Here is a 20,435-nt window from a genome sequence, read left to right as displayed (position 1 = left end):
TTTGCAAACAAATTCAATCTATCATTTCATCAATATGAAAAGAAGCAACAAGCACATTGCCGTCATTTTCAGCTTATTGCTTTTTACAGGATTAGTATATTGGGTTTATACCATTACACAAGCAAAAGAAAATTATAAAGAGCCGGTTATATATGTATTAGCAGATAAGAATAATTACAATCCAGAAAAAGCCCTAGAGGCACTATTGCTTAAAAAAGATAGCATTCGAAATGGTTTTTTTAACCCAGGATTTACTCAATATAAATGGTGGGTATATATCAAAACCAATCAATCTGAGGTTAATTATTTGCAAATCGCAAACCCACATATCAATAGAATCAATATCTATTCAATTAATAATCATTTATTGAATCTGCGATTTCAATCAGGTGATTATTTTAAGTTCAAACAACGCGAATTAAATGATCCAGATTTTTGGTTTAAAATTCCAAGTAATACCCAAGCATTATTAATTGAGGTAGATAAAAAAGGGGAATCATTAGATCTTCCAATAAGATTTGTGGAAGAAAAAGAAATGATACAATATTTATCTGATCAAAAAATGGCGTACGGCATTTTTGTTGGATGGATGGTTTTTCTAGTTTTACTGAACTTGTTTTTATGGGTTTCCCTCAGGGATAATATTCATTTCTTTTATATACTTTTTGTGAGTTCTGCTGCAATTTGGGTTATATCTAATAGGGGTTTAGGCTTCCAATATATTTGGCCCAATCACCCCGAAATGGCCAGCAAGGCAAGACCTATATTTAGTACTACTTCTTTTATTCTAATTCTTGAATTAAGTAGAAGGTATTTTACCCCAATGGAAAAAAAGCCATTGTACAATGGCTTTACCAGAGTACTACAATTATTGCTGCTTTTATTATTGTGCATTTTTATAACTAGCAATATATCACTAGCTAATGTATGGATTAGGTATTTAACGCTTAGTGTTGCTAATATTTTGTGGTTGCTTTCGATGTTAACGGTTATGTTTTTTATTTTCAAAAGTTATAAAAACGCAAAAGCACTTTCTCTCTTTTATTTAGCTGCATTTATGGCACATGCCATTTTTAGCATTTTGATTATTTTATCTCAATACAATGTTCAAGATAGCTGGGTTTTCTTTATTAACAAATATGGATCTGCTATAGGAATATTAGCAAATAGTACCATACTTTCTTTTGGATTGACACAACGCTACAATCACTATAAACGAGAGAGAGAACAAGCCCAGCAGCAATTAGATTTAGAAAGAAGCGTATACGCAGACAGACTTATACAAACACAAGAAGAAGAACGGTCTAGGCTGGCCCGTGAATTACACGATGGATTAGGGGGTTTATTGGGTAGTATACGAATAAGTGCTTTCAATAAACTAAAGCAAGAGCCCAACAATCAACATTGGCTAGATAATCAATTATCAGAAGCAATTGAAGACCTTAGAAATATAGCCCACGACTTAATGCCTGTAAACCTCCCAGAAAAAGGAATGGTTGCTATTTTGGAAAAAACAGTTGCTAGGTGGAATTTATCTAATGAGTTTAAAACCTATTTTGATTGCTCCCTAACAACAAGGTTTCCATTGGCCGTGGAAGCTGGTATTTATAGGATTGTGTCAGAGTTAATTCATAACGTTAAAAAACATGCTCAAGCAACTGAAGTATATATTTCACTATGGGAAGAAAAAAACAATGATATGATTACTTTGTTGGTAGAAGATAATGGAATAGGGTTTACCCCTAATCAATCAGAAGGGATTGGTCTTAAAAATATCAGGTATCGAGTAGAGTACCTAAATGGAAAAATTTTGATAGATTCAAACACAAAAGGGACTAGTATTGTAATAGAAATTGTTGGATCGAAAACCCCATTTAATGCTAAATAGAACTAAAGTTGCGATTGCCGACGATCATAAAATATTTGTGGAAGGCATACAAAGTGTTTTAAAAGACCAAGAATGGATAAAATGGGTTGGAGAAGCTTTTACTGCCAAGGATGCCTTCCAGTTATACGAAGATAGAAGGCCAGATATTTATTTATTAGACTATCATTTCCCGGACGGAAATGGATACGAGGTATCCAAAAGAATATTACATAAATACCCCAATGCAGCTATTATTATTCTGAGTATGGAGAATGACAGCGATATCATGCATCAATGCAGCTTATTAGGGGTTAAAGGATATATTATTAAAAATCTTTCTTCCGATGAATTAATTGAAACCATAGAACAAGTCTTATTGGGCAACAAAGTTTATATGTGGGGAGAAAAAATTGAATCTAAATTAACGGATCAAGATGGAGGATTAAGCAAAAGAGAAAAAGAGATTATAGCATTAATTAGTAAAGGACTTACTAGCCAGGAAATAGCCAATACCATTAATTTAAGTGTATTAACTATCAATACTCATCGAAGAAATATTCTGCGAAAACTTAATTTAAAAAACACCGCCATGGTGGTCCAATATGCAAAAGTTAATCGCTTATAATAATATTATATGAAATATATTCTACCAACCATTCTTCTATTTTTTTTATTTACTGTTTCATGTAAGAGCATAAAGCAAATTACCTTAACAACTCCACCTGAAGAAGCTAGTTTAGCTTATCTAGATACCTATACCATACCCAATAATTTCCAGTTTAATAAATCCACAGTTGGAGGTTTGTCCTCTATTGATTATGATGTTAAAAAAGATAGGTTCTATTTCATTTCTGATGACCGTTCAGCTATTAATCCTGCTAGATTTTATTCAGCCACTATAGCGATTAATAATAATAAAATTGACACAGTTGTTTTCACCAACTGTACGTTCCTGCTAGACAATAAAGGTAAAACTTATCCAAGCAGCAAAACCGATCCTACACAAACGCCCGATCCAGAAAGTATGCGTTATCATCCAGGAACTAATCAATTGGTGTGGAGCAGTGAAGGAGAGCGATCTATTAGACCCAAAGAAAGCATACTAATCAACCCAGGAGTTTATTTTATTGATACAAATGGAGTATGGAAAGACAGCTTAGAAATGCCAATAAATCTCTATATGAGATTAACAGAAAAAGGGCCTAGACAAAATGGAGTATTGGAGGGGATGAGCTATGCAGATCAATATCGTTTATTAATGCTTAATCTAGAAGAGCCACTTTATGAAGATGGACCTAGAGCAGATTTGCAGCCCAACAAAGCGATGATTCGTTTTTTTGCATTTGATACCAAATCAAAAAAGTGCATCAAGCAATATGCTTATGAATTAGACCCAGTAGCGCATCAACCCAATCCTTCTAATGGCTTTATTGTTAATGGAGTTCCAGAGTTTTTATGGATAGGAAATAATCAATTATTAGTATTAGAACGATCTTTTTCAACAGGCAGATTACCTTGTACCATTAAAATTTATTTAGCAGATTATGGTGCTGCCTCTGATGTTACCAATATAGCTACCCTAAAAGACACCGCACTATACCAACCGATGAAAAAAACTCTTTTGATGAATATGGATCAGTTAGGAATATTTACAGACAATATTGAAGGCATTTCTTTGGGACCATTATTACCGAATGGAAATAGAAGTGTTTTATTGGTTGCAGATAATAATTTTAGTCCCCTGCAACGTTCACAGATTATCTTAATGGGATTAAAAACGAAATAGTTTTGTTTAAATTTTTAATTATGCCCATTCGTCTAATTATATTTATCCTTACAATATTCGTATGTTCTTGTAAAGAAGAGACCAAAAAAGGCTTACCCCATGTAATTATAGAAACAGGATATGGAGATATTGAAATTGAGTTATATACAGACCGAGCACCTTTAACGGCAAATGCTTTTTTATCGTATATAGATTCAGGGTTTTATGATCAATCCAATTTTTATCGGGTGTTAAGCATGTACAATCAACCCTCCAATGCGCCTAAAGCGTTTTTAATTCAGGGCGGAATTTGGAAATCGAATAACGCATTAGCGCAGCGTCTTCAAGGTATTCCTCATGAACCTACCAATAAAACGGGCATCTTACATAAAGAGGGAACAATTTCTATGGCAAGAAATGAACCCGGTTCTGCTGGCCCTGAATTTTTTATCATGGTGGAAGATGAAACCGGCTTTGATTATGGAGGAGAAAATATTGAAGATGGATTAGGTTTTGCCGCTTTTGGATCAGTAGTAAGAGGTATGCCAATTGTTAGAAAAATACACAATCTTAAAGAAATTAATCATTACTTGGACCCACCGGTTTTTATTAAAACAATCAGGCGAAAATAATAATTAGCGATAAGCAGGCTGGTATTCATAGACCACTTCAAAAGCTTCTTTTTTAAGTGATGGAATACCTTGTCCAATTTTTAAATTTTTAAACTGAGGTGTAGGCTCGCAAACCCAGTATTGATTACCCTTGTATACGATTGGGTTTCCTTGTGGAGTATCAAACTGAATCGCAACAGTAACATGTTGTGGGTAGGACAATACAATCATTGGAAGATTATAAATCTCTTTCACTAGGTAAAAAAAGAAAGCCGCACGGTCTTCGCAATCGCTGTATTCGGAAAACAATGTTTGCTCAGGAGAAAACCTTTTATCCTTGCCGTATAATGTAGCATCGTTCTCAAATGCAAAAGAAGAGCGGGTTAAATGCATTAAATAATCTACCCCTTTTTTTTGATCCATCCCGGCAACTGTTTTTTTAAGCACGGGAATTAAAGATTGATATGTTGCACTGCTTAACGGCGCATTAAACTGAACAGCATACTCAACAGAAGGATAATTATTGAAGAGTTTATTGATAGACTTGTTCACTTTTACCTTAAACTCATAATTGCGCTGGCCATAAGCAAAGTGAATTGGCTTTATTTCATAACTGTTGGCGTTAAAATCGGGCATTCGATTAATCTTGTAAGAAAAACCCTTCACAGCATTATTTCGTGTAACTACTTTGATATCCTGAAAACGCCCTTGTTTAAAATCTATATCGCTTCCATAATCATGGTAATTTAAACAGATATACTGTTCTTGATTGTACAACATGGAGGGAATATCATATACATTTTCATTGGACTGAACATACAATAATAGTGTATCATTTCTTAATCGGGTAACTGCGGCATAACCTGTTTGATTCAATAAAAACCATTTGTATAGGGTGTAGCGATGGTAGTTTTCTTTTTTAGGACTGATGGATTCCGCCGCGGTTCTAATCAACTGATAAAACAACCAATCGTCTAATTGTTTTTCTTGCTTATAGTTTAGCAGGTTATTAACTAATTGATTAAATGGAAGCTGATTAACATTGGAATAAAACGCTTCAATTGAAGCAGGTGAAAGAGGTTGATCTAACTGAACTTGTAATGCACCAACTCCGGGTATATGAACAGTATCTCCATAAAAATCTATATACGCTTGAATACGTTCAAGCGACGTTTCTTGTGCAAACAACTTTTGAACATTCAATAGTTGAAAGCATAAGCAACAGGTGATTAATATGGTCAAAACCCTCCTTTTCACAACTAACCCATTTCACTGAAGTTACAAAAAGGTAACAATTAATTAATATTAAGTTTTTCAAAAGCGTTGTTAAAAAGCAGTAAAATGGCCGATTTGGTCAATTTGCCGCTAAATTTGCTCAATATTTTAGTTATGCCCTTTCAGTTACACACGAATTACCAGCCAGCAGGGGATCAACCAAAAGCCATACAAGAATTGGTGGATGGGGTAAACGAGGGCGAACAGTACCAAACTTTATTGGGGGTAACTGGAAGTGGTAAAACCTTTACCATTGCCAATTTAATTCAACAGGTACAACGACCCACGCTGGTTTTAACGCATAACAAAACATTGGTGGCTCAGCTTTACGGAGAATTCAAACAGTTTTTTCCTGAGAATGCAGTGGGCTATTTTGTAAGCTACTACGATTATTATCAGCCAGAAGCCTATATGCCAGTTACAGGTACTTATATAGAAAAAGACCTGAGCATTAATGAAGAGCTAGATAAATTAAGATTGCAAGCCACTTCCCAATTATTGAGTGGCCGTAGAGACATCATTGTGGTAGCCAGCGTAAGTTGTATTTATGGTATGGGAAATCCTACCGAATATGAGAATGGAATCATTCGCATACAAAAAGGACAAGTATTGTCAAGACAGGGTTTTTTGCATGCATTGGTTAATTCGTTGTACAATCGTTCGCAGGGCGATTTTACACGCGGTACTTTTAGGGTTAAAGGAGATACGGTAGACATCAATTTGCCTTATGTAGATTTTGGTTACCGAGTTACTTTTTTTGGAGACGAAATTGAAGAGATAGAAAGTATAGAAACTGCTACCAACAAGCGGATAGGATTAATGGACACAGCAGCCATATTCCCCGCCAACTTATACCTTGCTCCTAAAGACATGATTGTTGAAGTGATGCACGAGATACAAGATGAAATGATGTTGCAAGTGGACTATTTTAAATCGGTAGGTAAGTTTATAGAAGCGTCTCGTTTAAAGGAAAGAGTAGAATATGATTTAGAAATGATTCGCGAGTTAGGCTATTGCAACGGAATTGAAAACTATTCAAGATTTTTTGATAGAAGAAAGCCTGGTACAAGACCATTCTGTTTGCTCGATTATTTCCCCAAAGATTTTTTATGCGTGATTGATGAAAGCCACCAAACGATTCCACAAGTTGCTGGTATGTACGGAGGCGATAGAAGCAGAAAACTGGTCTTGGTTGATTATGGATTTAGATTGCCCAGTGCCATGGACAACCGTCCTTTGAACTTTCATGAATTTGAAAGCTTAACAGGTCAAACCATTTTTGTGAGTGCGACCCCTGGTGAATATGAATTAGAAAAAACGGGTGGTGTTGTAGTAGAACAGGTAGTAAGACCTACTGGCTTATTAGATCCACCGATAGAAATAAGACCCAGCACCAATCAGATTGATGATTTATTAGATGCCATTGACGACCGAGTTAAAAAAGGAGACCGTGTTTTAGTAACCACGCTAACTAAAAGAATGGCGGAAGAAATGGATAAATATTTGGGCCGCATAAATATTAAATCAAAATACATCCACTCCGATGTAGATACATTAGAGCGCGTAGAAATCTTACGTGATCTGCGTTTGGGGGTAATTGATGTATTGGTGGGAGTGAATTTATTAAGGGAGGGATTGGACCTGCCGGAAGTGTCGCTAGTAGCTATTTTAGACGCAGACAAAGAGGGGTTTTTGCGTAACGAAAGATCTTTAACCCAAACGGCTGGACGTGCTGCAAGAAACGTAAATGGCTTGGTTATCTTTTATGCAGATAAAATGACCGAAAGTATGCAACGCACCATTGATGAAACCACTCGAAGAAGAGCCAAACAAATTGCCTACAATGCTGAACATGGTATTACTCCCACAACAGTAACCAAAAGCAAGGAACAGGTATTTGCACAAACATCTGTATTAGATATTAAAGGCTATGATCCTTCTAATCCTTATGCTTTACAACAAGAAGAATCATTATTGTCTAATGTAGCAGAAGAACAAATTGATTTCAAAACCATACCGCAAGTTGAAACAGCCATTAAGAAAGTGAAGAAAGAAATGGAGAAAGCTGCAAGAGATTTAGATTTTATAGAAGCAGCCAGATTAAGAGACGAAATGTTCAATCTGCAAAAAAAGCTAGAAGCAATGAAATAATTAGTACTGCCCAGAATGCATTAAATTTAAGCAAGCATATTTTATTTCATGAAAAAACTGGCACCCCTTCTACTCAATTTAATTCCATTTTTAATGCAGGCTCAAACGACTTTTTACGAAGAACGGTTTAGGCCTCAGTACCATTTTTCTTCACAAAAAAATTGGATTAACGATCCCAATGGATTGGTTTATCATAATGGAGAATACCATTTATTTTATCAACATAATCCTTTTGGTAATATTTGGGGACATATGAGTTGGGGTCATTCAGTTAGTAAAGATTTAGTGAAATGGAAACCCCTTCCTTTAGCACTCAAAGAAGAAAGGGGTAAAATGGCTTTTTCTGGATCCGTTGTTGTTGATACTAAAAATACCAGTGCCCTTGGTAAAAAGAAAGAAAACCCACCAATGGTTGCGGTATTCACTGCGCACGACAGCATCAATCAATCCCAATACCTGGCTTTTAGCAATGACCAAGGAAGATCATGGAATAGCTTCGCAGGCAATCCAGTACTAGATTTGAATAAGCGCGATTTTAGGGATCCCAATGTGTTCTGGTACGAACAAACAAAGCAATGGGTCATGATGGTATCAATGCCTATTGAAAAAATGATCTCGATTTATACTTCGCCTAACTTAAAACAGTGGACATTCCAAAGCAACTTTGGTCCTATTGGAGATACATCGGGTGTATGGGAGTGTCCTGATTTATTTCAAGTACCCATAGCAGGAGAAACCAATAAAAAGAAATGGGTGTTATTAATATCGCAGAATTCAAGTATGCAATATTATGTGGGAGAATTTGATGGAAAAAAATTTTACAATGAAAACTCCCCTACCAAAATAGTAAGACCTGATTATGGTAGTGACTATTATGCAGCCATTACTTTTAAAAATACCCCTGATCGTATTCCCGTTTCAATTGGCTGGGTCAATAATTGGAATTACGCCAATGAAATTCCGACTGATCCATGGAAAGGTGCTATGTCTATTCCTCGAAAATTATCAGTTAAAAAAATTGGATCGGAATGGTCCTTGATACAGGAACCGATCAAAGCCTTGCGCGCAATACGCTCCATGGAAGAACGATTAAGCGGAACTATTTCGGTTAAGAACAGTTACACCCTCCCTTTTAAAAGCAATTGTTTTGAAATGGAAGTAGACCTTAAGCCTGTAAAAAATGGTATTTGTGGGATTAAAGTTGCCGTGGGTGGTAACCATAGTTTTATCATTGGGTATGATGCAAAATCAGCACAGTTGTTCACCGATAGGAGTAATACCCCATCTAATTTTAGTAAACAGTTCCCCCTTTCTGCTAAAAAATATGCTTCTTTAAAAACACAAAATGATAAAGTAAAGCTGCATATCTTTTTTGATAAGAGCATCGTTGAGGTTTATGCAAATAACGGAGAACTGGTTTTTACTTCGCAAGTTTTTCCAGAAGAAACAGATACGGGTATTGAATTTTTTAGTGACGGAAATGACACAGTATTCGAGCAGATTAGCTTTTGGCCAATGAGATCCATCTGGAAATAAATACGATCTTTACCAAGTAAAACAACACTATGAGCTTTAGGAATTTTAAAATGGTTAGTTACGTGGTTTTTGGCCGCGGCAGTTTTAATCAACTAGACGAAATATTGACTCCACATAGAAAGGGCGATGCTCCCATGGTATTTTTAGTAGACCATTATTTTGAAGGTAAGCCTTTGTTGAATCGTATTCCATTAAGAGGAAAAGATAAAATAGTGTTGGCGGATGTTACTTATGAACCTAAGACCAGTCAAGTAGACGAATTGGCTCGTTCATTAAAAGAAGAATTTGGAACCATTAGTGGGGTGATTGGCATTGGTGGTGGATCAACCATGGATTTAGCGAAAGCGGTTTCTTTGATGATGACCAATCCAGGCTCATCGGCCGATTACCAAGGATGGGACCTGGTTCAAGAAGCAGGTGTATATAAAGTAGGTATTCCTACCTTAAGTGGAACAGGTGCAGAAGTGAGCAGAACCACCGTTTTAACAGGACCAACTAGAAAGTTGGGAATGAATTCAGACTTTACTCCTTTTGATCAAATAGTATTAGATCCAGAACTTACGAAAGACGCACCAGCCAATCAGCGATTTTATACTGGCATGGATTGTTATATCCATTGCATAGAAAGTTTAGAAGGCACGTATTTAAACGAGTTCAGCAAAAGCTATGGAGAGAAAGCTTTACAGCTTTGTCAAAAAGTATTTGTAGAAAAAAATCATTGGGATGACGAAAGCGATGATCAATTGATGATGGCTTCTTATGCTGGAGGAATGAGCATTGCCTATTCACAAGTTGGTGTTGCACACGCAGTGAGTTATGGCTTGAGTTATTTACTAGGTACCAAGCATGGTATTGGCAATTGCATTGTCATGAATCATTTGGAAGAATATTATCCAGCAGGGGTGAAAGAATTCAAATTGATGGTAGATAAAAATCAAATTGAAATACCGCAAGGAATTTGTAAAGGATTAACCGATGAGCAATTTGAAACCATGATGAACGTGTCATTAGGCATGAAACCCTTATGGGAAAATGCTTTGGGAAAGGATTGGGAAAGCATCATGACCCGTGAAAAACTCAGAGCACTATACGAAAGACTATAAAAGCTTAGCAGCTTTAAGCAAATCTTCCGGCGTATCAATTTCTACTCCCATATATTGGGTGAGCACCATTTTTAATGGCACACCATATTCAAGGTAGCGCAAGCATTCAATTTTTTCTGCTGCTTCTAAGGGTGTCATTGGCCAATTGGTAAAATTGAGTAATGCTTGTTTACGAAAAGCATACACCCCAATATGTTCATAGTATGGAATGGAAATATTTTTATCACGCGGATAAGGAATAACGCTGCGAGAAAAAAACAGTGAATTCATATTTCGGTCCACTGCCACTTTCACGTAGTTAGGGTCTTCAATTAAAGTTGGATCTTTTAACTCCTGCATTAAAGAAGCAACTTGAACAGTAGGTTCTTTAAATGTTGCGAGTAATTTTTCTAAAGGGTCTTTTTGTACAAAGGGTTCATCGCCCTGCACATTTACAATGATGTCTACATCTAAATCAGCCGCAGCTTCCGCAATACGGTCGCTTCCGCTTTCATGATTTTTTTTACTCATGATGGCTTTGCCTCCGTTGCTAGTGATTTCATTAAAAATGATTTCACTATCAGTTACTACAATTACATCGCCGAATAAACCTGTGGCTAGCGTATTATCATAGGTATGACGAATGACCGATTTATTGCCTAGTGTTTGCATTAATTTTGCAGGAAAACGAGTGGCAGCATAACGCGCAGGAATCATGGCAACAATCTTCATAAACATAACTTTATACAAAGATGCACTACCTAGGGCTGAAGTAGAAAAAAATGATGCGAAAGAAAAGGATCATTAATTTGCCGGGAAGTAAAATGGCTTCGAAGAAAAATAAGAAACGATTTACGTCATCACTCCAACGAAAAGGATTATCAATAATTCCTCTTACCCATCCCATATTGTCATGTCTTGGTTTAGGATGAACCAATAAGGCCAGCACTAAGTAAATTAGTCCAAACAAAATAACTGCCTCAATCCCTTTACCTTCCACCACTGTAAACAAAAAGAAATAGCACACCCAAATCGCAGCACCGATGAGTAGGTAAAGAATTTTCTGCCAATTGGCCATTTCTCCAACTGGGTTGGGTTGTACACCAAATTCTGCATGCCCTCTAGGAGCAGGGTTCTTTCTTTCAAAAAACCATTCAAATAAACTCATACACTAAAATACAAATTTTAGTAATGTGTTTTAATACTGTTGTCAAAAGGAATTTTCATCTGATAGTTGAGTGCTTCATCAGTGCTATCGTCAAGCACATCTAAACCATACCGTAATGATTCTACAGGAGTGTAATTATAGGTACCAAACAAACGGTCCCAAATAGAAAAGATATTTCCGTAATTACTGTCTGTTTGAGGCTGCATATAATGGTGGTGCACTTTATGCATATTGGGGGAAATGATTACCCAACTAATGGCATTATCTAACCAAAGGGGTAAACGCATATTGGCATGATTAAACTGTGATAAAACTGCACTTAAACTTTGGTACAACATGACCAACCACATGGGCGCACCACAAATGATTACACCAATAGTAGTGAATACAGCCCTGAAAACACTTTCACCTGGGTGGTGTCTATTAGCAGTGGTGGTATCAACATGGGTATCGGCATGGTGCACCATATGAAACTTCCACATCCATTTGATTTTGTGTTCAATAAAATGGATAAAATAAGCTCCAACTAAATCAAGCAATAACAAACCCCCAATCAACATTGCCCAAGCAGGCAATTGAGTTAATTGTAATAATCCAAATTGATTCGATATAGCCCATTCACTCGCTTTAACAATGATCAATGCAAATGCAAAATTGATGATGATGGTAGTGGCTGTGAAAAATAAATTGATGCCCGCGTGACGGTATTTATTGTATTTAAAATTGGCCAAGGGCACAATGCCTTCCACCATCCAAAAAAACAAAATTCCCCCCGCTAAAATAAGCGCTCTGTGTAAGCTGGGAATGGTGTTGAAATAGTCAATAATGGAATCAATCATTTTGCTAAAAGTTTAATGTAAGATACAAATAATGAAATAATGAAAATATCAGGCCTTATTATTCTTTTAGTTAATTTAGACTCAAACAAGAAAACATTGGAGTTCTCAACCCTTTTTTGGAAAAAACTACAATTAATATTTCCAACAATATTTATACTAATTTTCGGGATTAATTTTTTTGAAATTATTAGTAGATGGCTAATTGTAAACTATGCTCCATCAATAGATTTTGAAGAAGAAACATGGAATTTTCTTATACCACTTATTTTATCTGGTATGGCTTTGTTTTTTTTTCTTTTACCAAAGCTTGATTTATTAGTTTTTCCAGAGCAAAACAAATTAAACAAATATGTTTTTTTATTACTTTCTTGGATATGGTTTGTTTTTTTAATCGTATTTATTCAAACATATTATACTACTTGTTCCGACAAATTAATTAATCTAAATAGAATAGAAGATATTCAAAGAGAACCAGTAGGAAGATATTATCAATTGAAAAATGGAAATCTTGCTAGAGTTCATACAGGCTCATTTACAAAAATTTATACTAGTAATAAGGGCAGAAGACTAAACATGGATATTTATTTTGCGATTCCAATTTTTTCTCCAGGAAACTATTTCCCTAAATTGGGCCATCCTTATTGGTTTGGTGTAAAATTTCATAAAGAAATGCCAAATAAGTATTCTGTTGAAATAAAAAATAAAATGGCTAGACAATTTTATGATGAATGTAAAGAAGAATTAAACACATACGATATTAAGCGGATTCCATATGTTGAGAGAAAGCAGCTATCAAAAGAAACCAAATATTTTTTAAAATCAATCGAAAATAGGATGGGTGTTTTTTATCCAAGAACCACGATTATCCTTCAAAACCCACATAACGAAGATTTTTCGGAAAGAACTAATAATAGCTTAAGAAATTTCTTTATTACGCTATTTATTGGAACAATTTTTTTTGCCTTATTATTCTCTAATAAAAAAATAGGTTTAAAAGAAGAACATTTAGAAATGGAGCATATTTGATTAAAATACTTAAATTTAATAAAGGTTTAAAAATATGAATGATAAAAGTAAAAAAGGAATCTATCTTTTTATTCTTGGTATGTTAACTGCATTTTTTGTTAGTTATGTACGAAGAAAATATTTTTAGTCATGATTCTCGTATTGACGATTTGAAAATTCTTTTAACCTAATAAAGTCGGCACAAAAAACCCCACAATAAAATTGCAGGGTTCTAGTATAATGGAAGTAGTTGATTAGTTATTCAACATCAACGGCATCACCAACATCAATAAGTCTTCGCCTTCGCCTTGCTCGGTTGGTTTAATTAAACCAGCTTTGGTTGGGGTAGACAATTCCATCTTAACATCATCGGTGTCTGCTGCGTTGAGCATTTCAATTAAGAAACGCGCATTGAAAGCAATTTGTAAATCTTCTCCATCGTATTGACAGCTCATGCGTTCGTTTCCTTCAAAGCTGAAGTCTACGTCTTGTGCAGCCATTTGCAATTCTGAACCGGTAATATTCAATGCAACTTGATTGGTGCTTTTGTTAGAGAATACATTTACACGACGCAATGCATTTTGAAAAGAGGATTTATTTACAATTAATTTGTATGGATTGTCTGCCGGTATTACCACTTTATAATCAGGGAACCTTGCATCAATTAAACGGCAAATCATATGAGTTGAACCATGCTTCACAAACAAATGGTTGCTGTTATAGCTAATGGTTAAATCGTCTTCGTTATCTGGTAATGCATTCTTCAATAAATTCAATGGCTTCTTAGGCACAATGAAGGAATCTGTTTTGGTAGCATGGGTATCGGTGCGCTTGTAACGAACCAAACGATGTGCATCGGTGGCAACAAACTGTACCCCGTCTTTGCTCAACTCAAAAAATACCCCTGTCATGGCTGGTCTTAAATCGTCTCCACTTACTGCAAACAAAGTTTTATTAATGGCTGTTAATAAAGCACTGCTGTGCATATTAAAGCTGGTGGTGTCATCGGCTGATGGTTCTTTTGGAAAATTATCTGGATTCTCACCCATTACTTTGTACTTACCGTTGTCGCTAGTGATTTCAACTGCGAAATTTTTGTCGATGGTAAAAGTTAACGGTTGATCAGCTATATTCTTCAAAGAGTCCATTAAGATTTTAGCAGGAATACATACACGACCATTCGCTTTGCTTTCAACTTCCATTTGAACGCGCATCACCGTTTCTAAGTCGGTAGCTACCACATTCAATTTTTTATCTTCTATTTCAAACAAAAAATCTTCTAAAATAGGCAATACCGTATTGGCATTAATAACACCACTAATTTGCTGCAAATGTTTTAACAACGAAGAGGAAGAAACGATAAATTTCATATGATCATTTTAATCAGGACAAACTTACTGTAAAGGGATGATATTTCACAAGCAATTTACACCCAAAATCTAGCCATTATAGAACTTGAGCCTTTCTATCAGCTCTTGGTATTTTACCTTATTGATGGGCTTTATAATATAGTCAGTAACGCCGCTATATTCTTTAGATCTTTGAATATCGCTATCATCTACCGAGGAACTTACCATGTAAATGTAGATGGGCTTTTTAAACTGATCGATTATTTTATGGTATTCATCTAGAAACTGCCATCCATTCATGATTGGCATATTGATGTCTAAGAAAATAACATCTGGTAACCCTTGCTGCCCCTTTTCCACTGATTCTTTAATAAAACCAATAGCTTCACTCCCATTAAAAAAAGTCAAAATATTCTTGGCAAGTCCAGTAGACTCGAGAATCTTTCTAGAAGTGAACTGATAGATTTTATCATCGTCTATCAAACAAACATTGTATTGGGTTACGGCCATGTTTTATTCGGACTTTGCTTTTATCATAGGGGATATTTGGGGTCCTGAAACAAATATAATTACTTTACTTAAAAATACTAACAGTTGTTTTCAACCGACCCAACCTCTACTATTGAAAAAGCATACATGAAGCTTAAACACTATTGTGGATACCAAGACCGGTGTCACCAAGAAGTGAAGGAGAAATTGTACAGTTTAAAATTGGGAAAACCAACCGTCGAAATGTTACTCTCCAGGTTAATTGAAGAGGACTATTTAAACGAAGAGCGTTATGCAAAAGCTTTTGTTAGAGGGCATTTCAGGCAAAAACAATGGGGAAAAGTTAAAATCACCTATGCTTTAAAACAAAAACGTGTAAGTGAATACAATATCAAAAAAGCAATGAAAGAAATTTCAGAAGAAGAGTACCTTTCTATTGCAGAAAAATTGATAACCACTAAATGGAATGCCCTTAAAAATGAACAATATATTAACCGAACGGTCAAAACAACCGCTTTCTTACAGCAAAGAGGTTTTGAGCCTAGCTTGGTTCAAAGCATTTTGAAAAAATTCAGAGCTGAAAAATGAAAAACCAACAATTTATTCTTTACCTATTTTTTACCTGTTTTTGGGGCATAGCTTCCAATGCGCAACAAATCGGTTTTACCACTGAGAACGATGCTTATTTATTAAAACTTAATGACGCCTATTACAGCAATGGTATCTTTTTACATTTAGCCTATGCCGATGAGTCCAAGAAAAAAATCAAACGGGTGCATCGTTTTGAATTAGGCCAACAAATATTTACCCCACTTAAAAGAACCACTAGAACCCCTGCAGATATTGATCGACCTTATGCTGGCTATACCTATATCCAATATACCCGTAGTTGGTTTAACAACGAAAAATCTGTTTTACAATTAAACGGAACACTTGGTATAATTGGCCCTGCTTCTGGGGGAGAGGCATTACAAAATACCTACCACCGCTGGTTACAATATGCGCCTTTTTTAGGTTGGCGGTATCAAATTAGCAATCAATTGGTTTTGAATACAGGGGCAGTTTATGCATACACCCTACTAGCCACGGATAAGTTTAAATGGATGGGTTGGGGAGGCGCTCAATTAGGAACTGCTTTTATAAACGCAGCCTTAGGTACTAAAATGCTTTACGGTCTTTTTAATAGCAATCAAAGCAGTCAATTATGGAATGCAGCCATTGAAAAGAAAGGAATGCCCAACAAAGAATTTTATATTTATTGGAATCCCAAAATCACTGCACAAGGATATAATGCTACTATTTCTGGGGGAAGTAAAACGGCTGCTGATTCGGCGGTTACGCTCCATCCTAAAACCCTGGTATTTCAAAACACCATTGGATTAGCCTATTCTGAAGGAAGATGGGCTGCACAAATGGAGTTGGTTCACCAAAGTAGAGAAACCACTATTCAATTAAACAGACACCGCTATATAGGATTGCAATTGCAATACCGAATCAACTAACTTGCTGGTTTAAAACTGGTATATGCATCCATTGTCGGTAACCCTTATTCAAAGCAATTTAGTTTGGGAAAATAAAGCAGCAAATCTGGCTCAATTCACCCAAAAAATTCAATCGCAAACCGCTCCAGGTCAATTGGTTATTCTTCCTGAAATGTTTAGCACTGGGTTTAGTATGAATCCCGCCCAACTAGCTGAAACCATGGAGGGCGATACGGTTCAATGGATGAAGACAATGGCTGCACAACAAAAAATTATTCTCACAGCATCAGTAATAATTGAAGAAGAAGGACAATTTTACAATCGATTATTATGGGTATTACCCAATGGAACAGTAGCGCATTATAATAAAAGACACTTGTTTGCATTTGCAGGAGAAAATCAGTTTTATGCATCAGGTAATAAGCGATTGATTGCATCGGTAAATGGATGGAAAATCAATTTGCAAATTTGTTACGACTTGCGTTTTCCTGTATGGGCCAGACAACAAGTGCAGGCTGCTCCAGAATATGATTTATTAGTGTATGTAGCCAATTGGCCAGAGCGTAGAAGTCATGCATGGAAAACATTGCTTACCGCAAGAGCCATCGAAAATCAATGTTATGTTATTGGGGTTAATAGAGTCGGTGAAGATGCTAATGGAATCAACCATAGCGGCGATACTATGCTTATAGACCCTCTAGGCCAAGTGGTTTATCACTGTGCTCATGAAGAAGCCATTAGTACCCATATTTTAGATCCACAACATTTACAAGATATTCGCCAGCGTTTTCCATTTTGGAAAGATGCCGACCAATTTAATATCTATCATACTTAAGTAATTATGAAACAAATTATAGCAGCGGATGAATTGTTTACAGGAACAGATTGGTTATTAAACCACGCTTTGGTCTTGAATTATGGCATCATTGAATCCATACAACCTATTGTTTCGCTTAAAGAGACCGCCACTCAACAAGTGCCAATACTAATTCCAGCATTGATTGATTTACAAATTTATGGAGCAGGGGGTCAATTGCTAAGTGTTTATCCAACGGTAGAAGCTTTACAATTATTAAAGGACTACTGCATAAATGGCGGTGCAGCTTGGTTTCAGCCCACCGTAGCTACCAATAGCAATGAAGTCATTTATGCTTGCATTGATGCGGTAAGGGCATTTAAACAATTGCCCAACAATCGTTGCATTGGCTTACACGTAGAGGGTCCTTGGATTAATCCAATTAAAAGGGGAGCACATTTAAGTGAATTTATTTACCAGCCTACTGCCAATCAAGTGAGGGATTTATTGGAGTACGGAAAAGGAATCATCACCATGATTACCCTTGCGCCTGAAATTTGTGATAAAGAAATTGTTGATTTAATACAGTCATACGGTGTGGTAGTTTCTGCAGGTCATAGTAATGCAGATTATGCAACTGCTACAAAAGCTTTTAACAATGGGATTAGCACCGCTACTCATTTGTACAACGCTATGAGCGCTTTGCAACACCGAGAGCCCGGAATGGTAGGGGCTATATTTAATCATCCCACAGTGTATTGTAGTATTGTGCCTGATGGATATCATGTGAATTTTGAAGCCATTCAAATTGCTAAAAAACAAATGGGAAATCGTTTGTTTGCTATCACTGATGCGGTAACCGAAACTGTTTCAGGAGCCTACCCTCATCAATTGAGTGGAGATAAATACGAATCAAACGGTATCTTAAGCGGATCGGCTTTAACCATGTTAACCTGTCTACAAAATCTTCATCAGCATTGTGGTATTGAATTGGGAGAAGCTATTCGAATGTGTTCCTTGTATCCTGCACAAGTCATCAAACAAATGGCTATTACTGGAATGTTAAAGGCTGGCCAAAAAGCGCATTGGATTGGGTTAAATAAGGATTTAGCATTGATACATTCTGTTGAATGAACTAATTTTATCAACATAAAAAATTGAACAACATGAAAAAATTATTGGTATTGGCTTTTGCCGCAATCGTTGGTTTTAGCGCAAATGCACAGGAAGCAAGTTGGAAACAAATGGAAGATTTCCACGGTGTGATGAGCAAAACCTTCCATCCTGCAGAAGAAGGTAATTTAAAGCCATTGAAAGCAAATATTACAGACTTAGTTGCTAAGGCAAAAGCTTGGGAATCAGGTGCAGTGCCAGCAGGTTATGATGCAAAAGTTGCAAAGCCTATCTTAAAACAATTGGTAGCAAAATGTACTGCAGTAGAAGCGGCAGTAAAAGCTAAAAAATCTGATAAAGAATTAACCACTTTAATCACTGCTACACACGATGTGTTTCATGAAATAAAAGAAAAGTGTAAGCCAGGAGAAAAACACTAATTGTTTTTGCTTTTAATCAACGCTTGAATGGCCGCCATTTTTGGATCAAATCCCATACGGATTGCATACGAAGATGGCGGTATTTTTATGTCTGGTTCAATGCCCCTACCTTTTGGTAGGCGCTGATTAATGACCATTCTATACAATGGCAGTCTAACCCGTAACTTAGTATTGGGTAAGATAATTTGGGGAATATGCATTGCAGAATTACCATACTGTCCTCCCCCTGATTCTTCGCCTATCACTAAGATATTCTCCTGACCTTTTAAAGCACCTATTACCATGGTAGCTGCGGAAAATGTATATCCCCCTTGCACTAAATAAGCGTTTCCCTTAAATGCAAAACGATTTCTGGGTTGATAATTGTGCTCTTCAAATCTTTTGTAGTGAATGGATCCATCAGCAGCTTTGCTCGCTCCCAAGTTCATTGCCAACCAATACATCCAGCTAGATTGAATATATTTTCCGTGTTTAAATTTTCTACTGATTGCTATAACAGAATCAGCGATTTTAAATGGAGTTTGTTTTAAGTATTTAGTGAGTGCAATACTATTACTAATTCTACCTCCACCATTTTCTCGAAGATCTAGAATTAAGTGTTGAATATTTTCCTTCTTCAATGTTTTAAAACTGCGTCTAAAAAAAGTTTTTAAGTTTCCTTTACTAAAGGTTGTCAGTCTAAAATAAGCACTACGGGTTATGGTATCAATACTAAGTGAACGAAGCGATAATAAACGCAGTTGTCTTTTGCTTAAAGTAGTTTGATTTATAATTGGTCTAGGTTTATTGATGCCCGTATCTCTTGGAATAGGGGCAAAATTGCCTAATGAAATGGTATCTGGTTTTCCCGCTTCATTAATATATCCAATTAGGTAAGTACTGTCTATTCCAAATACTTGTTTATAGCCATCTGGAAAAATGCTACTCAGTGTCTGATATTGATGATTAGAGGCATTTCCATCTAAAGCTATTTGTTTGAATAAGCTGTCTCTGTAATATGCAATGGGTTTATTATTTATACTTTGTACGATTGTTCCGCGACGTATCATGGAATCTTGAAAATAACCATTACTTAAAACAACTGCACTGTCTTCCCAAAATTTGATTTGTAAAGGAAATCGCGGATATCGGTTCTTGGGCAATTCTTTGATGAACCGTTTTGAATATTGAGTAGTAGTATGTCCACATTTTATCAGTGCTACCCATGTAGCAAGCTTGTTTTTATATTCAATTTCATTTAAAGAATCATTGATACTATTCATCATTACTTCATAAGCACTGTCTAATTGCTGTTTAGAAGTATACCAATATAAACTTGGATGATTGGCTTCTAATGTTTTTTTTAATATATCCGCATCTTCTTTTAAAGCGCTTGGTGCATACTTCGGTAAAGCACTATATGCTTTCTGGGCGTTCAACTCACCCATTAGTAAAATACTAAAAACTAATACCAGCAAGCTTTTCATGC

The 20,435-nt window shown here is 36.0% G+C and carries 20 protein-coding genes; 13 read left to right on the top strand and 7 right to left on the bottom strand.

From position 1 onward, the window contains the following. Nucleotides 1-34 precede the first annotated feature (34 nt). Genes ACTIEI_RS02880 through ACTIEI_RS02865 form a run of 4 tightly spaced genes read left to right on the top strand, consistent with a single transcriptional unit; the run spans nucleotide 35 to nucleotide 4,264 of the window. Nucleotides 35-1,888 carry a sensor histidine kinase gene (locus ACTIEI_RS02880; protein ID WP_439504775.1) on the top strand — a complete coding sequence of 618 codons (1,854 nt, stop codon included), beginning with the start codon at nucleotides 35-37 and terminating at the stop codon, nucleotides 1,886-1,888. Continuing rightward, entirely contained in the window at nucleotides 1,878-2,492 is a 615-nt protein-coding gene (locus tag ACTIEI_RS02875) for a response regulator transcription factor (protein ID WP_439504774.1), read from the top strand. Before ACTIEI_RS02880 ends, ACTIEI_RS02875 begins: the two co-directional genes overlap by 11 nt. Before the next feature lie 9 nt (nucleotides 2,493-2,501). After that, the gene (locus ACTIEI_RS02870; RefSeq protein WP_439504773.1) at nucleotides 2,502-3,653 is read left to right on the top strand and encodes an esterase-like activity of phytase family protein; all 1,152 of its coding nucleotides are present in this window, start codon (nucleotides 2,502-2,504) and stop codon (nucleotides 3,651-3,653) included. Nucleotides 3,654-3,673: 20 nt separating this feature from the next. Continuing rightward, nucleotides 3,674-4,264, top strand: a complete 591-nt coding sequence (locus ACTIEI_RS02865) for a peptidylprolyl isomerase (protein WP_439504772.1) — start codon at nucleotides 3,674-3,676, stop codon at nucleotides 4,262-4,264. Nucleotides 4,265-4,267: 3 nt separating this feature from the next. On the opposite strand, the gene ACTIEI_RS02860 is transcribed toward ACTIEI_RS02865, so the two are convergent. Continuing rightward, nucleotides 4,268-5,485, bottom strand: a complete 1,218-nt coding sequence (locus tag ACTIEI_RS02860; RefSeq protein ID WP_439504771.1) for a hypothetical protein — start codon at nucleotides 5,483-5,485, stop codon at nucleotides 4,268-4,270. A 147-nt stretch (nucleotides 5,486-5,632) separates the two neighbouring features. Here ACTIEI_RS02860 and uvrB point away from each other — a divergent pair, with 147 nt between their 5' ends. The 3 genes from uvrB to ACTIEI_RS02845 are packed head-to-tail and all read left to right on the top strand — an operon-like array spanning nucleotide 5,633 to nucleotide 10,308. Beyond that, complete coding sequence (uvrB, locus tag ACTIEI_RS02855) at nucleotides 5,633-7,669, top strand: excinuclease ABC subunit UvrB (protein WP_439504770.1); 2,037 nt, start codon at nucleotides 5,633-5,635, stop codon at nucleotides 7,667-7,669. Nucleotides 7,670-7,717: 48 nt separating this feature from the next. After that, nucleotides 7,718-9,205: a glycoside hydrolase family 32 protein gene (locus tag ACTIEI_RS02850; protein ID WP_439504769.1), complete on the top strand. Its 1,488-nt coding sequence runs from the start codon at nucleotides 7,718-7,720 to the stop codon at nucleotides 9,203-9,205. Between the two features lie 29 nt (nucleotides 9,206-9,234). Next, nucleotides 9,235-10,308, top strand: coding sequence for an iron-containing alcohol dehydrogenase family protein (locus ACTIEI_RS02845; protein WP_439504768.1), 1,074 nt, complete (start codon nucleotides 9,235-9,237; stop codon nucleotides 10,306-10,308). Here ACTIEI_RS02845 and kdsB read toward each other — a convergent pair. From kdsB to ACTIEI_RS02830, 3 genes are read right to left on the bottom strand one after another with little or no spacing between them, the layout of a single operon-like run. Then, nucleotides 10,303-11,019, bottom strand: coding sequence for a 3-deoxy-manno-octulosonate cytidylyltransferase (kdsB, locus tag ACTIEI_RS02840; protein WP_439504767.1), 717 nt, complete (start codon nucleotides 11,017-11,019; stop codon nucleotides 10,303-10,305). The two genes, ACTIEI_RS02845 and kdsB, sit on opposite strands and share 6 nt — an antisense overlap. A gap of 25 nt (nucleotides 11,020-11,044) precedes the next feature. Continuing rightward, nucleotides 11,045-11,455 carry a hypothetical protein gene (locus ACTIEI_RS02835; protein WP_439504766.1) on the bottom strand — a complete coding sequence of 137 codons (411 nt, stop codon included), beginning with the start codon at nucleotides 11,453-11,455 and terminating at the stop codon, nucleotides 11,045-11,047. A gap of 17 nt (nucleotides 11,456-11,472) precedes the next feature. Beyond that, the gene (locus ACTIEI_RS02830; RefSeq protein WP_439504765.1) at nucleotides 11,473-12,294 is read right to left on the bottom strand and encodes a sterol desaturase family protein; all 822 of its coding nucleotides are present in this window, start codon (nucleotides 12,292-12,294) and stop codon (nucleotides 11,473-11,475) included. 39 nt (nucleotides 12,295-12,333) lie between these two features. Here ACTIEI_RS02830 and ACTIEI_RS02825 point away from each other — a divergent pair, with 39 nt between their 5' ends. Continuing rightward, nucleotides 12,334-13,320 carry a hypothetical protein gene (locus ACTIEI_RS02825; RefSeq protein ID WP_439504764.1) on the top strand — a complete coding sequence of 329 codons (987 nt, stop codon included), beginning with the start codon at nucleotides 12,334-12,336 and terminating at the stop codon, nucleotides 13,318-13,320. A 233-nt stretch (nucleotides 13,321-13,553) separates the two neighbouring features. On the opposite strand, the gene dnaN is transcribed toward ACTIEI_RS02825, so the two are convergent. Together dnaN and ACTIEI_RS02815 are read right to left on the bottom strand one after the other, a co-directional pair. Beyond that, a complete protein-coding gene (gene dnaN / locus ACTIEI_RS02820; RefSeq protein ID WP_439504763.1) occupies nucleotides 13,554-14,669 on the bottom strand; it encodes a DNA polymerase III subunit beta in 1,116 nt (371 codons plus the stop codon). A gap of 69 nt (nucleotides 14,670-14,738) precedes the next feature. Further along, nucleotides 14,739-15,158 (bottom strand): response regulator, encoded by a 420-nt coding sequence (locus ACTIEI_RS02815; protein WP_439504762.1) that lies wholly within the window; start codon nucleotides 15,156-15,158, stop codon nucleotides 14,739-14,741. A gap of 126 nt (nucleotides 15,159-15,284) precedes the next feature. Here ACTIEI_RS02815 and ACTIEI_RS02810 point away from each other — a divergent pair, with 126 nt between their 5' ends. From ACTIEI_RS02810 to ACTIEI_RS02790, 5 genes are read left to right on the top strand one after another with little or no spacing between them, the layout of a single operon-like run. Then, nucleotides 15,285-15,725 (top strand): regulatory protein RecX, encoded by a 441-nt coding sequence (locus tag ACTIEI_RS02810; RefSeq protein WP_439504761.1) that lies wholly within the window; start codon nucleotides 15,285-15,287, stop codon nucleotides 15,723-15,725. Then, complete coding sequence (locus ACTIEI_RS02805; protein ID WP_439504760.1) at nucleotides 15,722-16,639, top strand: lipid A-modifier LpxR family protein; 918 nt, start codon at nucleotides 15,722-15,724, stop codon at nucleotides 16,637-16,639. Before ACTIEI_RS02810 ends, ACTIEI_RS02805 begins: the two co-directional genes overlap by 4 nt. Before the next feature lie 22 nt (nucleotides 16,640-16,661). Beyond that, complete coding sequence (locus ACTIEI_RS02800) at nucleotides 16,662-17,453, top strand: amidohydrolase (RefSeq protein WP_439504759.1); 792 nt, start codon at nucleotides 16,662-16,664, stop codon at nucleotides 17,451-17,453. A gap of 6 nt (nucleotides 17,454-17,459) precedes the next feature. Next, nucleotides 17,460-18,548 carry an N-acetylglucosamine-6-phosphate deacetylase gene (nagA, locus tag ACTIEI_RS02795; RefSeq protein ID WP_439504758.1) on the top strand — a complete coding sequence of 363 codons (1,089 nt, stop codon included), beginning with the start codon at nucleotides 17,460-17,462 and terminating at the stop codon, nucleotides 18,546-18,548. Between the two features lie 32 nt (nucleotides 18,549-18,580). Beyond that, nucleotides 18,581-18,967, top strand: coding sequence for a hypothetical protein (locus ACTIEI_RS02790; protein ID WP_439504757.1), 387 nt, complete (start codon nucleotides 18,581-18,583; stop codon nucleotides 18,965-18,967). Here the strand turns inward: ACTIEI_RS02790 and ACTIEI_RS02785 are convergent. Then, nucleotides 18,964-20,433 (bottom strand): S41 family peptidase, encoded by a 1,470-nt coding sequence (locus ACTIEI_RS02785; protein WP_439504756.1) that lies wholly within the window; start codon nucleotides 20,431-20,433, stop codon nucleotides 18,964-18,966. The two genes, ACTIEI_RS02790 and ACTIEI_RS02785, sit on opposite strands and share 4 nt — an antisense overlap. Nucleotides 20,434-20,435 lie beyond the last annotated feature (2 nt).

This window comes from Sediminibacterium sp. (assembly GCF_051860225.1).
Classification (GTDB): domain Bacteria; phylum Bacteroidota; class Bacteroidia; order Chitinophagales; family Chitinophagaceae; genus Sediminibacterium.
The sequence above is the reverse complement of the archived record's forward strand: the minus strand, read 5'-3'. Positions and strand labels throughout refer to the sequence as shown.